Source organism: Bacillus pfraonensis (assembly GCF_050768835.1).
GTDB classification, from domain to species: Bacteria; Bacillota; Bacilli; order Bacillales; family Bacillaceae_G; genus Bacillus_A; species Bacillus_A pfraonensis.
In genome coordinates this window covers 288,506-301,527 of record NZ_JAHCDO010000004.1, presented here as the reverse complement: position 1 = coordinate 301,527, position 13,022 = coordinate 288,506, and the positions used below count along the sequence as shown (strand labels likewise).

General features: G+C 33.8%; 16 protein-coding genes and 1 pseudogene. All 17 read left to right on the top strand.

The window, feature by feature from the left end; all coding sequences use genetic code 11:
* Positions 1-72: 72 nt before the first annotated feature.
* Positions 73-270: pseudogene (locus tag KFD70_RS06270) on the top strand (DinB family protein); the annotation flags it as partial.
* A 139-nt stretch (positions 271-409) separates the two neighbouring features.
* Positions 410-1,075, top strand: a complete 666-nt coding sequence (locus KFD70_RS06265) for a hypothetical protein (protein ID WP_336451304.1) — start codon at positions 410-412, stop codon at positions 1,073-1,075.
* 291 nt (positions 1,076-1,366) lie between these two features.
* A complete protein-coding gene (locus KFD70_RS06260; protein WP_336451303.1) occupies positions 1,367-2,068 on the top strand; it encodes a nucleotidyltransferase domain-containing protein in 702 nt (233 codons plus the stop codon).
* 15 nt (positions 2,069-2,083) lie between these two features.
* The gene (locus KFD70_RS06255; RefSeq protein ID WP_336451302.1) at positions 2,084-2,629 is read left to right on the top strand and encodes a GNAT family N-acetyltransferase; all 546 of its coding nucleotides are present in this window, start codon (positions 2,084-2,086) and stop codon (positions 2,627-2,629) included.
* Positions 2,630-2,691: 62 nt separating this feature from the next.
* Positions 2,692-3,192 (top strand): GNAT family N-acetyltransferase, encoded by a 501-nt coding sequence (locus KFD70_RS06250; protein WP_336451301.1) that lies wholly within the window; start codon positions 2,692-2,694, stop codon positions 3,190-3,192.
* A gap of 23 nt (positions 3,193-3,215) precedes the next feature.
* The gene (locus KFD70_RS06245) at positions 3,216-4,160 is read left to right on the top strand and encodes an alpha/beta fold hydrolase (RefSeq protein WP_336451300.1); all 945 of its coding nucleotides are present in this window, start codon (positions 3,216-3,218) and stop codon (positions 4,158-4,160) included.
* Complete coding sequence (locus tag KFD70_RS06240; RefSeq protein WP_336451299.1) at positions 4,157-4,675, top strand: DinB family protein; 519 nt, start codon at positions 4,157-4,159, stop codon at positions 4,673-4,675. Before KFD70_RS06245 ends, KFD70_RS06240 begins: the two co-directional genes overlap by 4 nt.
* 93 nt (positions 4,676-4,768) lie before the next feature.
* Positions 4,769-5,707 carry a DMT family transporter gene (locus tag KFD70_RS06235; RefSeq protein WP_336451298.1) on the top strand — a complete coding sequence of 313 codons (939 nt, stop codon included), beginning with the start codon at positions 4,769-4,771 and terminating at the stop codon, positions 5,705-5,707.
* A gap of 57 nt (positions 5,708-5,764) precedes the next feature.
* Positions 5,765-5,998 (top strand): hypothetical protein, encoded by a 234-nt coding sequence (locus KFD70_RS06230; protein ID WP_336451297.1) that lies wholly within the window; start codon positions 5,765-5,767, stop codon positions 5,996-5,998.
* A gap of 298 nt (positions 5,999-6,296) precedes the next feature.
* Positions 6,297-7,016 carry a histidine phosphatase family protein gene (locus KFD70_RS06225; protein ID WP_336451296.1) on the top strand — a complete coding sequence of 240 codons (720 nt, stop codon included), beginning with the start codon at positions 6,297-6,299 and terminating at the stop codon, positions 7,014-7,016.
* Positions 7,017-7,163: 147 nt separating this feature from the next.
* A complete protein-coding gene (locus tag KFD70_RS06220; RefSeq protein ID WP_336451295.1) occupies positions 7,164-7,580 on the top strand; it encodes a GNAT family N-acetyltransferase in 417 nt (138 codons plus the stop codon).
* Positions 7,581-7,699: 119 nt separating this feature from the next.
* Complete coding sequence (locus tag KFD70_RS06215) at positions 7,700-8,914, top strand: GNAT family N-acetyltransferase (protein WP_336451294.1); 1,215 nt, start codon at positions 7,700-7,702, stop codon at positions 8,912-8,914.
* Positions 8,915-9,118: 204 nt separating this feature from the next.
* A complete protein-coding gene (locus tag KFD70_RS06210; protein WP_336451293.1) occupies positions 9,119-9,925 on the top strand; it encodes an AAC(3) family N-acetyltransferase in 807 nt (268 codons plus the stop codon).
* A 3-nt stretch (positions 9,926-9,928) separates the two neighbouring features.
* Entirely contained in the window at positions 9,929-10,642 is a 714-nt protein-coding gene (locus KFD70_RS06205) for a phosphopantothenoylcysteine decarboxylase domain-containing protein (protein WP_336451292.1), read from the top strand.
* Between the two features lie 30 nt (positions 10,643-10,672).
* Positions 10,673-11,485 carry an HAD family hydrolase gene (locus tag KFD70_RS06200; RefSeq protein WP_336451409.1) on the top strand — a complete coding sequence of 271 codons (813 nt, stop codon included), beginning with the start codon at positions 10,673-10,675 and terminating at the stop codon, positions 11,483-11,485.
* Positions 11,445-11,918 (top strand): tetratricopeptide repeat protein, encoded by a 474-nt coding sequence (locus KFD70_RS06195; RefSeq protein ID WP_336451291.1) that lies wholly within the window; start codon positions 11,445-11,447, stop codon positions 11,916-11,918. The genes KFD70_RS06200 and KFD70_RS06195 overlap by 41 nt, the downstream gene beginning before the upstream one ends.
* A 14-nt stretch (positions 11,919-11,932) precedes the next feature.
* Positions 11,933-12,991 carry a hypothetical protein gene (locus tag KFD70_RS06190; RefSeq protein WP_336451290.1) on the top strand — a complete coding sequence of 353 codons (1,059 nt, stop codon included), beginning with the start codon at positions 11,933-11,935 and terminating at the stop codon, positions 12,989-12,991.
* Positions 12,992-13,022: the final 31 nt, after the last annotated feature.

Genomic DNA, 13,022 nt, shown 5'->3' with positions numbered 1-13,022 from the left:
TATATTGCGTATGACGTAAATAAAGGGGAGTGGTATTGAATGTTAAATGTTTTATAGCAACAATATGGCTTTATTAGCTCTACCAGGGAAACTTTATTTATCTTTTTAGAAGGAATCCCACTGCAAAAGTTGCACAGCACCGTTCCGAATTTTGGAAGTGATAGCATTATAAAGACTCGTATTCATGTAGCTGATTGCTATCGATATTGGCTTGAATCATTTGCATTTAACCAAAAGCGAGCAGATTTTTCATTTGCTACTGCTGATGAAAATGGTAAAGGATTAATTTTACAGCATCTTAAACAGTAAAATACGAAAAAATCACCATTTTTGCAGGTGTTGATTTTTTATATCTCAAAATATCAACACTTTACATGGACAAAGCCAAAATGAAAAAGGTGTGATAAAAATGAAAAAACTAGCTTGTTTACATGCTCATCATTCAAATATTGCGTATATAGAGAGGGCATTTGAATTATTTGAGATAGAATTGATCCACTTTGTAGATCCCATATTATCTAAGAGGATGGAAAGTGATAAAGGGTTTGGAAGAAAGCAAGCCCAAAACAAGTTGAAGGATCAGCTGAAGTGGATAGCAGAAAGTAATATAGATGCAGTTCTAATTACATGTACAAATTATATCACGCTAGTACAGGAGGAAGAGTTTTTAATTGCAAAACCTATATTAAAAATTGATGAATCATTCTTTGAAATGATATGTAAGGTTGAAGGGCCGCAAACGATATTATTCACAAATCCTAGTACTGTCACTGGGACAGTGAAGCGCTTGAATCAATATGCACAGCAAAAACAGAAATCTATAGATATTAAAGTAATGATTATTGAAGATACTTTTGAATTAATTATACAAGGACGTAAAGAAGAATATGATGATAAAGTGAGTAAGTATATATATCAGCTCATGAAAGATGAAAATCAGATTATTTCGGTTGCACAATTATCAATGGTAGATGCTGCTGAAAAGTGTGAACAGAGAACAAGGAAGAGAATAATCAATCCATTAGACATTTTGGCCGAGTACAGTCTGAACCGAATAACATTAAGGGGAAAGTGAGAAATACGAGATGAAATAAATCAAAATTCCTTCTTTAGTTAAGTAAGATATTTAGGGGCATCTTTTCATAAAAATATCTTACTACAGTAAAAGTTTGATTGGCCATGAAAACAACCAGTAGAGCATGAAGAAATCACTTTATATAAAGTGATTTTGTTTTTAGGTATGATTAATTTCACATACCGTACCGGAAGAAAAAAACTAGGAAAATAAGAAATAGTGTCGAATATATCGTAAGTACATATTTTAGGCAAGGAAAAATAAAAAAGAAAATGAAAGAAGGAAAACCGCATGAAAGCAATCGACGCTGCACAAAAAATTATCAAATTACAATTTTTAAATTGCGATGTTGCATTATTAGGAGGAAGTGTTGCAAGGGGGGAAGCAACAAAAACATCTGATCTTGATATTATCATCATTGATAGTAAGCTACCCAATTGTTATCGCGAATCTTTTATTAGTAACGGTTGGCCAGTGGAAGTGTTTGTACATAATTTTGAAACATATAAAAAATATTTTAAAAGTGATTGTGAGAGAGGGAAGCCGACGCTACCTCAACTTGTCTCTGAAGGAATTGTGTTAAGGGGAGAAAAAGAAATTGTAACAAGCTTAAAACAAGAAGCTAGGCAATTAATAGATCAAGGTCCTGAAAAATGGACAGAAGAGCTTATGAGACAGAAACGGTACTTTCTAACAGATGCATTAGACGATTTTATTGGGACAACAAAGAGGGAAGAGGAATTGTTTATCGCGAATCTTCTCGCTGATTTAGTTCATGAATATGTTCTTAGAGTAAACGGACAATGGGTGGGGAATTCTAAATGGTTTATTCGCGTTTTAAGAAAATATGATGAAGTATTTGCGGAAGAGTTTGTAGAGGCTTTTGATCATTTTTATAGAACTGGTGAGAAGGTGAAACTGATTGATTTTATAGAAGGAACGCTAGAAAAATATGGAGGCAGGTTGTTTGAGGGGTTTTCTGTAGGGAAATAAAGGGGAGATAGAAAAATGAATGTACCAGTTATTGTATTAAGAGAACTTACATTAGATGATATAGAAGATCGATATCAATGGTCATTAGATAAAGAAGTGACAAAACATTTAGTTGTACCCGATCAATATCCACCTTTTACACGTGATGAGACAAGAAGATGGATTGAGATGTGTATGAATCGTGAAAATGAGTATGAACAAAGAGCTATTGTTTCTGAAGATGGTGTGCATATCGGCTGGGTTGATCTGAAAAACTTTGATAAAACGAATAAAAATGCTGAATTAGGAATTGCAATTGGGAATAAAGAATATTGGGGACGCAAATATGGGATTGCAGCGTTATACAGCATGTTACAAATTGGATTTTATGAGTTTGGTTTAGAGAAAGTGTGGCTACGCGTTGATGTCGATAACGTAAAAGCAATTAAAAGTTATGAAAAAGCTGGATTCGTTTGTGAAGGAATTATGAGAAATGATAGATTGCGAGAAGGTGTATTTATTAATCGTTATCGCTTTAGTATGTTGAAAGAAGAGAAATTATTAATAACATGTAATATATAATATTATTATGTAAACAATTGTGGGTTAAATTTAGAAACTTAATGATGAGAGGATGTATATAAATGCTTCGAATTTTATCAGAATTAGATGCAGTACAATATTGGGCCTTACGTTTACAAGCATTGCAAGTAAATCCAGATGCATTTGTAACAACGTATGAAGAAGCGATGCAAAAAGAAAATCCCGTGGAGGAAGTTGCTCAAAATTTAAATTCAAAAACGAGTTACACATTCGGTGCTTTTAATGAAGAAAATAGATTGCTAGGTGTAGTCACGTTGCTTACGGAGCAAAAAGCAGCTTATCAACATAAAGGACATCTTGTTGCGATGTATGTGGATCATCAAAGTAGAGGGAAAGGTTTAGCAAAAGGTTTAATTCGAGCGTTAATTGAAAAAGCAAAAGAACTAGAAATAGAGAAAATTAATTTAGGGGTTGTTTCAGATAATGAAGTAGCGAAAAAACTGTATCAATCAATGGGGTTTGCAACGTATGGGATAGAAAGTAAGGCTCTAAAAATGAATGGAATATATCGTGATGATGAATTAATGGTTTTATTTATTTAAAAGTTATAGAAAAGGAGTAGCGGATGTTTAAAAGCAAGAAGCGGATTGCATTGTTTATTGCGTTCATTGTTTTTATGGCTAGCACACTATATCAAGCTGTTTCTGTAAATAACGATATGAAAGTACCTGGTAAGGTAATTGAAGTTAACAATCATGATATGCACATTTTTACAACAGGGAAACGTGAAGATAAACCAACGATCGTGATGACAGCAGGAAGCGGTACGACAACACCGTATGCGGATTTTTATCCGCTTTATCATCAATTGGAGAAAGAAAATAGAATAGTTGTATATGAACGGCCTGGTTATGGATATAGTGAACAAACAGAGAAAAGTAGAGATATTGATACAATTGTAAATGAATTGCGTTCATTATTAATGAGATCAGGCGAGAAACCTCCTTTTATATTAGTAGGACATTCGATGGGGGTGTTAGAAAGCATTCGGTATGCACAGTTATATCCAAATGAAATTGTAGGGTTAGTCTTTATTGATGGAATTAGTCCAGAGTATGCAAAGAATTTTAAAATGGATATAGGTATGAATGTTAGTTGGTATACTATGAATATAGGTAAAAATATCGGAATATTGCGCACGTTATCGTTGTTTGGACTGATGGATCATATGTTTATAGATATCCCTAATTTACCGAGAGAATTACAGGAACTCAAAGTTTCAATGGCTCTTAAAAATACAAATAACCGAAATATGAAAGAAGAATTAGATTCAATGAGTAAAAACGGAAAAAAGATAATAGAAAATGGAAATTTAGGAACCATGCCGGTATTGCAATTTTCTTCCACAAATAATGGCTATGAAAATTGGGAGAAGACGCAGAATGAACTGTCAAACATCCCTTCACGAACGGAAAAAGTTATACTTCCAAGTACAAATCACTATATTCATCATGAACAGGCCAATGAAATCAATGAGAAGATAAAGAGTTGGATGGGAGAAATACAATGAAAGATTTATATTTAGAAAGGGATATGAATCCGCACGTTGCAATATTATATGCTACTGTAAGTGACACATTCAAAAGATTAAGAGACTTAGTAGAAGGCGTGGGAAAAGGAGAACTATATTATAAAGGTCCTGCTAATGATGAGAATAGTATTGGACAATTGTTGCAACATTTAGCTGTTGTAGATTTACATTGGGTATTTCGCCTGAAAGGTGTGCAAGTTCCAATATCATTACAAGAAAAATATGGCCCTATGCTTAATGAAAAAGGAGAATTACCTAATATCCAAAAAGGTTCTTTGCAAGAACTCATGCAATCTTATCAAGATGTTCAAAATATGTTTTATGATGAATGTATGAAACTAACGGAAGCGGATTTAACCCGCGAAGTCTATTATGAAAAAGGTCAAACGGCTACAATTAGGTGGGGAATTTGGCATATAGCTGACCATAACCGCTATCATCAAGCTCATATAAGCCGATTACGTAAATTGTATCCCCAAGAAATAAGCGTATAAAAACACTATTTGTAGTATGAAATTTTAGAAATTTATTTTAAATCAAATGTATTCTGTTATATAGTAGAAGAAAACTGTATAAGGAGTTTTAGGATGAAAGCAATTGCAGCGGGGGTATTGGCATCGTTTTTCTTTGCCTTTACGTTTATTTTAAACCGTGCGATGGACTTACAAGGGGGAAGCTGGATTTGGAGTGCATCACTGCGGTATTACTTTATGGTTCCGCTACTTGTCATAATTGTCATGTATAGAGGAAACTTAAAGCAACTCTTTCAATATATGAAAGGTAACCCGAGAGAGTGGTTGTTATGGAGTATTGTTGGTTTTGGTCTGTTTTACGCACCGCTTAGCTTCGCGGGTGCATTTGGACCAGGGTGGCTTGTTGCTTCCACATGGCAAATTACAATTATAGCAGGAATTTTATTAACGCCATTATTCGCAACAAATTCACTGCATAAAAAAGTTCCAATGAAAGAATTGATGATGTCTGCGGTTATATTACTTGGTGTTCTTCTAATGCAAGTAGAGCACGCTTCTTCATTAGGGATTCGTGAAACCGTTTTATGTGTGGTTCCAGTAATTGTTGCAGCATTTGCTTATCCACTTGGAAACCGAAAAATGATGCAGGTGTGTAGAGGAGAGTTAGATGTCTTTCAACGAGTTCTCGGAATGACATTAGCAAGTTTACCGTTCTGGTTTTTATTGTCTGGATATGAGGTTGCAACAAGCGGATTACCATCAAGTGACCAAGTTTTCCAATGCTTTATCGTAGCGATTAGTTCTGGTTTAATTGCGACTGTATTATTTTTCTTTGCAACAGATCTTGTAAAAGATGATCCGCAGAAATTGGCAACAGTAGAAGCGACACAATCTGGTGAAGTTTTATTTGCGTTACTAGGAGAGCTAATCTGGCTATCTGCTCCATTTCCATCATCATTATCATGGGTTGGAATGAGCCTTGTTGTTGTAGGAATGATTCTGCATAGTTATGTTGCAGTGGTTGTGAAAAAAGAAGAAAAGATAACAGCGTGAATGAATATTAGCTCTTTAAAAATAAAGAGCTAATATTTTTTATGTGGAGGAAATTACATGGCATTAAAAGAATTCATTCATTTTCTAAATAGATTAGAAGACAATCATATATTCTATAAACTAAGTAAAGTGAGAAGGGAAAGTGTTATGGTCGAAGTGGCTGCAGTAGGTCAACGATGGGAGATTAAATTTATGGAGAATGGCACAGTTGGGATTGAAAAGTTTATTGTTGATGGGGATTTTTATGATGGGAAAGAGATTGATTTCCTGTTTGCAGATTGTAGTGATTAAGTAAAGAGATTAGCAAGATTTCAAGATAGATAAGAATAGGACTGACCTTTCATGTTGCAGGTGTTATGAAGACGAGTGAAAAGATAACAGTATAAAAAGGGTGAAAAGGAATTGATTTATAATTGTGGAATCGGTTCCTTTTTTGTTGCGTTTTCATAGTATATAATATGAATTTATATAAACTAAAATTATAATATATCAGTAAATGAAGCAGATTTTTAAGTTTACTGAGATGTCTTTGGGTTTGGGAAGGAATGAAGACTTTAAAATAAATGAAATAGTCTAAAGGGAGAGAAATATGGAAAAAGATATGAATACAACACATAAAAATAAAGATAACATCGTTACGTTATATGTTACGAGACATGGAAAAACAATATTAAACACGAATAAACGTGTACAAGGCTGGGCAGATTCTCCATTAGTGGAGAAGGGAATTGAAGTAGTGAAAGGTTTAGGAAATGGATTACAAGATATACCTTTTGTTGATGCTTATAGTAGTGATAGTGGCCGTGCAATTGAAACTGCTAACTTAGTATTAAAGTATAGTGGACAGTCAAAGTTAAAACTTGAACAACGGAAAGGTTTACGTGAATTGAGTTTTGGGATTTTTGAAGGTGATAAGGTTGAAAATATGTTGCAGGCTATTCAAAATACTGCCGGTGTTAAAGACACAACTGAATCAATAGAGTTTTCTATTAAAGAATTTACGAATTTTATTGCAAAAGCAGATGCTACGAAACAAGCTGAAAATTGGGAAGTATTTTCAACTCGTATAAAAAAAGAAATCGATACAATTAGTGAAGACACGGCCAAAAATGGAGGAGGTAACGTTTTAGTCGTATGTCATGGAATGATGATCACTGCATTAGTAGAAATGCTTGATAGTAGTAAAACAAAAATGGGGGTAAAAAATGCAAGTGTAACTAAAATTCTCTATAAAGATGGAGAATATACAGTAGAGTCTGTTGGTGATATGAGTTATGCTGAAAAAGGAAGCGAAATTGCAGAATTATAAAAAGTACTATAGATTGTTAGAATGCGAAAAAGGCAGATTTCTTACAGAGGTAAGGATGCCTTTTTCTTTAATTTTACCGAATTTAGAGTTGAATGTTTTACTGTTCATGACTAGCGGAATAATTTTGTATTGTAAAGGAGGAAGAATATGGTGATTATTGTGCGAAATCTAAGTGAGGATAAAATGGTTCCGCTATTAAAGTATGCAGTGGGGCCCCGGGAAAAAAGTTTACAAAAAGCTATAAAGTTCTATGAAGAAAATAGAAATACCGCACTATATCATTATAAAGCGATAGCTTGTATTGGCATGGAATTTTATGCTGAAAGACAAGCGAGAATATGCCATATAGCAGTTTTGCCAAATAGTCGTTATAAAGGAATTGCTTTCGAAATGATAAAGAAAGTGATTCATATGCATGGATTAATTTATGTAGAAGCAGAAACAGATGATGAAGCGGTAGGATTTTATAAAAAATGTGGCTTTACCGTTACAAGTTTGGGAGAGAAATATCCGGGGATAGAAAGGTTTCATTGTGCTTTATTCATTCATAATGAAAACAGCTGATTCCTATCGCCCACTACATTCAATAACAATCTCATTATACATGCTTGTTTATAACGCATTTTGTATATACTAACAAAATGGTTGGGTTTATAGGTAATGGTATAAAGGAGCATATAAAAATGAATGAGAAGTATTATAAAGGTTTGGTTATGAGACCGATTAAAGAAAGTGAAGTGGAACAGTTTTCAAATTTGATGAAATACGTGTTCCAAGTTTCTAAAAAAATGATTAATGATGAAGAGAAAATGGTGCAAAAGAAAAGTCATCAGTTAAAGCCAGGGACCGCTTTAGGCTGGTTTGATCATGATAAATTAATTTCTCAAATTGTCGTTCTTCCTTTTCAAGTCAATATTCATGGTGTGATTTATGAAATGGGGGGAGTTACTGGAGTTGGGACATATCCAGAGTATGCCGGGCATGGATTAATGAATTCATTAATGAAAGAAAGCTTAAAAACGATGAGAGAGAATGGACAATATATTTCGTATTTGTTCCCTTATTCGATTCCTTATTACCGGAAAAAAGGCTGGGAAATTATTTCTGATATCATTGAATACCAAATTAAAGATACACAGCTTCCGAAGTACCGTGGCAACATTAGTGGGCGAGTAAGGAGAGTTGGATTAAAAAGTAAAGAAAAAGAAAAGATTTATGATGATTTTGCGAGAAAAACAAATGGGGCGATGGTTCGAAATACACTCGCATGGGAAGAAAGATTTCGCGAGGAAACAATTGATTTGCAATTAGCGATTTTTTACACAGATGAAGATATTCCCCATGGGTACTTATTTTATCGAGTCCTTGAGGAAAAATTTTATATAGAAGAAATGATTTATTTAAATGAAGAGGCGAGAAGAGGGTTATGGAATTTCATTAGTGCTCATTTTTCGATGGTGTATTATGTGAAAGGAAAGACATGCGTTCATGAACCAGTCGCTTTCTTACTTGAAGATAGCGAAATCAAACAGACAATTGCGCCTTACTATATGGGAAGAATTGTGGACGTCATTGGTTTTCTGAAACAATACCCATTTAAACGGGTGAAAAGTGAAAAACTAATTTTGCATCTAGATGATCCTATGTTGGAGTGGAATAAAGGGACTTATTCTCTAGAGTGGAATTCTGACAAACAATTACATATAACGTATGAGAAAGAAATGAATGATATGAAGGGAATGTCATTAACGATTCAAACATTAGCAACTATGTTGCTAAGCTATAAAAGCCCTGCATTTTTGTATGATATCGGAAGAATAAAAGGACCTTACGAAATGGTAGAAGTACTAGAGGATGCTATTCCGGATTCACCACCCTGTTTCTTTGATTACTTTTAAAACACAGAAATCTCTCCAAAGTAATGTATGATTTACTTTGGAGAGATTTTTTTATTCTTGCACTTATTGTTGTTTATATTCTCTTAAATAGAGTTAGCCATGGGTTTAATCAGATTGAAAATTAAGAAAAATATGATAAAATATTAGGTGTGAGTTCAAAATTTAAGTTTATAAGAGTTGCGATAAAGTAGACGGGGGATAATCATGAAGATAAATGATATAGTGGCAGGAACTCAATTACCAAATACAATTGAAACGATATCAAATGACTTGCTTACATTAGGACTAAAAAAAGGAATGACAGTGATTGTCCATTCTTCTCTTAGTTCAATTGGATGGATATCTGGAGGAGCAGTCTCTGTAGTTGAAGCTTTAATGAATGTAGTTACTGAAGACGGTACGATTATCATGCCAACGCAAACATCGGATTTATCAGATCCGAAAAATTGGGTAAGACCACCTGTTCCAGAAAGCTGGTGGCAAATTATTCGAGACAATGTTCCAGCGTTTCATCCAGATATAACTCCAACACTAGCGATGGGAAAAGTTGTAGAATGTTTCCGTACATATCCGAATGTAAAACGTAGTAATCATCCTTTAAATAGTTTCGCAGCATGGGGGAAACATGCAGAGGCTATTATAGCTGAGCATTCACTTTCAATTAGTTTGGGAGAGCATTCACCATTAAAGACAATATATGATTTAGATGGATATGTATTGTTGATAGGTGTAGGCTATGATTCGAACACATCCGTGCATTTATCTGAAATACGTACGGGAGCACGTGAACTAGTAAAAGTTGGAGCGCCAATTATAGAAAATGGTACAAGGGTATGGAAAGAGTTCGATGAAATGGACTATGATTCTGACTTGTTTGTTGAGATTGGAAGAGAGTTTGAGCAAATAAACGCTGTAACAATTGGTAAAGTTGGAAATGCAACGTGTAGATTAATGAAACAACGAGAAATTGTTGACTTTGGTGTACAATGGTTTCGTTCGAAAAATAAGTAAGGGATGGTTATGATGAAAGGGAAAAAGATTTTAATTACAAGTGGTGGCTGTTTAGAGAAATGGGACCAAGTACGCGGTCATACAAATTTAGCAAAAGGTACAATTGGAAGAATGTTGGCTGAAGAAGCGATGTCAAAAGGAGCGCATGTTATATACTTACATGGTTATTTTGCTGAAAAGCCGAATGCTATAAATAACCAATTAGAATTACATCCATTTGAAGGGATTATTGATTTACAAGATAAAATGAAAAGTATTATTACACATGAGAAAATCGATGTAGTTATTATGGCAGCTGCTGGATCAGATTGGATCGTTGATAAAATTTGTGATAAAGATGGAAATGTACTTGATATGAATGGAAAGATTTCAAGTAATATAGCACCAATTATTCATTTTCAAAAAGCGCCTAAAATATTAAAACAAATTAAACAATGGGATCCTGAAACGATTTTAGTTGGATTCAAACTTGAAAGCGATGTCAATGAGGTAGAGCTAATTCAACGTGCAAGTGAAAGAATGGGGCAGGCGAAAGCAAATCTTATGATAGCAAATTCTCCGCATTCATTATATTCACATGCAGCCATCCATCATGTGATTGGAGAGGATGGAAATGTTGGTCTATGTGAAGGGAAAGACGAAACAGCGAAAGAGATTGTAAATAGGTTAGAACAGTTATGCAATCGTGTAGAAGAGGGGAGTTTGAGTCGTTTATAAAAGGGAGAGGTGTTCATGTTTTTTTAAGATATTAAAGCCGTTGTATTAGATTTAGATGGCACATTATTAAATCATGAAAAGAAGGTATCAGAGAGAAATAGAAAAGCAATTATGGATTGCTATAGAAAAGGAATACCTATCATTTTTGCGACAGCAAGAGCCCCTCGTTCTGTAAAGCAGTTTCTTCCGAAAGAATTACAAAGCATCGGAATGATCGTGTATTACAATGGAGCTCTATTACGTGATCCAATAGCAAAAGTAAACTATCATTATCCAATTGATGCAATTCACACAGCAGAAATTATCAATTTTGTTACGCAAACACAACCTGCTTCTTTCATCGCTATTGAGGTAGAAGATATATGTTACATAAATCAAAATATAAAAACGAATTTTATAACAGCAACGAAGCCGATTGTGATTACAAATGAAGAAATGAGGCAACGTTCTGTATCTAAAATACTGTTACACTCGTTTTCTCACTATGAGAAATTAAAAGAACAATTTCAGCATAAAGTAAATGTAATTTGTACTGATCAAAATCAGCTCATCCAAATTATGGGGCGTAATGTTTCAAAAGAGAATGCAGTTCTAAATTGGTGCCAAAAGCATGAGATAAGTGCAAAACAAGTAATGGTATTTGGTGATGATTGGAATGATATCGGTTTGTTCAAAGAATGTGGTTATCCAATTGCAATGGAAAATGCAATTTCAGAGTTGAAAGAATTAGCATATTATATAACGGATAGCAATGAAGATGATGGTGTAGCATCTATTCTGGAACAAATAAGGAGCGATGCAGGTGAAACAGTTACTCGAGCAAGCGATTCAACTCCGGGATGAAAAGAAGTATGAAGAATCAAGAGACATATTAGTCAGTTTAGCGAACTTAACTCAAAATCCCGAAGTCTTCTATCAATGCGCATGGACACATGATGCGATGGGACTTGAAACAGAAGCTGCTTCATACTATGAACAGGCAATTGCTAACGGACTTACAGGGGAATCACTATGCGGAGCATATATTGGACTTGGAAGTACATACCGCTGCATTAGTGAATACGATAAAGCGATGGTTACGTTAGAAGCTGGACTCAAACAGTTTCCAAACAGTGATGCGATGAAAGTATTTCTTTCATTAGCGAAATATAACGTAAAAGCTTATGAAGAAGCAATGAAATTATTGCTTGAAACTGTTGTAAAACTAGAAAGTGTAAAAGAATACGAAGGAGCTATCTCGTTTTATAAAGAGCATCTTCATAAGATTTTTAAATGAAAAGGAGGGAGTGCATGAGTAGTTCAATTTCACGTAAACGAAGGAATATTTCGATTGGTTTTATAGCTTTAATTGTAATATCAAATTATCTAGCATACACACTTCCTATTGTACCGGCTGTACCGAAAGAAATGGTGCTAGGATCTTTGTTAGATTTTCTTATTGTCATTCCCGTAATTACGTATTTTTTTATTATACGTAAACGCTATTCGTTAACTTATATATTTCCAGTTGTAATAGTGGGCTATATTGCCGCAAGATTCGTTATTCCAAGCGATTATTTACAGTCGTTTTCGTTTGTTTCTTATATTATAGTTGCAGGAGAAATTGCTTTTGTATGTTTTGAGTTATTTATATTATATAAGATTGCAAGAAAACTACCTAAGATTATGAAAAGGTATAAAGAACATAAATTAGAATTTCTAAATTTTTCATATGCAATTGACAAAGCAATTGATGCTACATTGAAAAGAACCGTAGCGGTAAATGTTATTGTGTCAGAATGGAAATTACTATATTATGCGCTATTTTCTTGGCATACAAAGTCTCTAGAAAATAAAAATACTTTTTCATATCATAAAAAAACAGGAGCAATTGCATTTTATATCATGTTAATTCATGCAACATTAATTGAAAGTATTGGATTTCATTATTTACTTCATCAATGGAATCCGGTCTTAGCTTGGATTTTACTCATTTTAAATATATATGGAATATTATATTTTTTAGCTGAGATACAAGCAATCCGTAAAAATCCATATATTATGACAGAACAAGAAATTATAATCCAAGTTGGATTAGGTAAAAAAATTGTTGTACCATTTGTTCAAATAGAAGAAATTTCATTTTATAAAGGTGATGTATTAACGAAAGAAGAAGAAAAAGTAGTATTTGAAGCAACTATAATGGAATTTATGAAAGAACCAGCTACTTTTGAAATAAAATTAAAAGAACCGTTAACAGCGCAGTTATTATATGGGTTTACTAAAAAGGTAAATCGTGTACATGTAAATGTGGATGATGAGAGAGAATTTTATGAAGCGATTGATGGAAAAATAGAACAAGATAGATGATATAAACATAGGTAGAAAGTAGCGTCGAGTG

Coding starts and splice junctions, on each gene's coding strand:
- KFD70_RS06210 (WP_336451293.1), top strand. CDS start 9,119: ATGAAGATAAATGATATAGTGGCAGGAACTCAATTACCAAATACAATT.
- KFD70_RS06255 (WP_336451302.1), top strand. CDS start 2,084: ATGAATGTACCAGTTATTGTATTAAGAGAACTTACATTAGATGATATA.
- KFD70_RS06260 (WP_336451303.1), top strand. CDS start 1,367: ATGAAAGCAATCGACGCTGCACAAAAAATTATCAAATTACAATTTTTA.
- KFD70_RS06245 (WP_336451300.1), top strand. CDS start 3,216: ATGTTTAAAAGCAAGAAGCGGATTGCATTGTTTATTGCGTTCATTGTT.
- KFD70_RS06240 (WP_336451299.1), top strand. CDS start 4,157: ATGAAAGATTTATATTTAGAAAGGGATATGAATCCGCACGTTGCAATA.
- KFD70_RS06250 (WP_336451301.1), top strand. CDS start 2,692: ATGCTTCGAATTTTATCAGAATTAGATGCAGTACAATATTGGGCCTTA.
- KFD70_RS06230 (WP_336451297.1), top strand. CDS start 5,765: ATGGCATTAAAAGAATTCATTCATTTTCTAAATAGATTAGAAGACAAT.
- KFD70_RS06235 (WP_336451298.1), top strand. CDS start 4,769: ATGAAAGCAATTGCAGCGGGGGTATTGGCATCGTTTTTCTTTGCCTTT.
- KFD70_RS06220 (WP_336451295.1), top strand. CDS start 7,164: ATGGTGATTATTGTGCGAAATCTAAGTGAGGATAAAATGGTTCCGCTA.
- KFD70_RS06215 (WP_336451294.1), top strand. CDS start 7,700: ATGAATGAGAAGTATTATAAAGGTTTGGTTATGAGACCGATTAAAGAA.
- KFD70_RS06265 (WP_336451304.1), top strand. CDS start 410: ATGAAAAAACTAGCTTGTTTACATGCTCATCATTCAAATATTGCGTAT.
- KFD70_RS06225 (WP_336451296.1), top strand. CDS start 6,297: ATGGAAAAAGATATGAATACAACACATAAAAATAAAGATAACATCGTT.
- KFD70_RS06205 (WP_336451292.1), top strand. CDS start 9,929: ATGGTTATGATGAAAGGGAAAAAGATTTTAATTACAAGTGGTGGCTGT.
- KFD70_RS06190 (WP_336451290.1), top strand. CDS start 11,933: ATGAGTAGTTCAATTTCACGTAAACGAAGGAATATTTCGATTGGTTTT.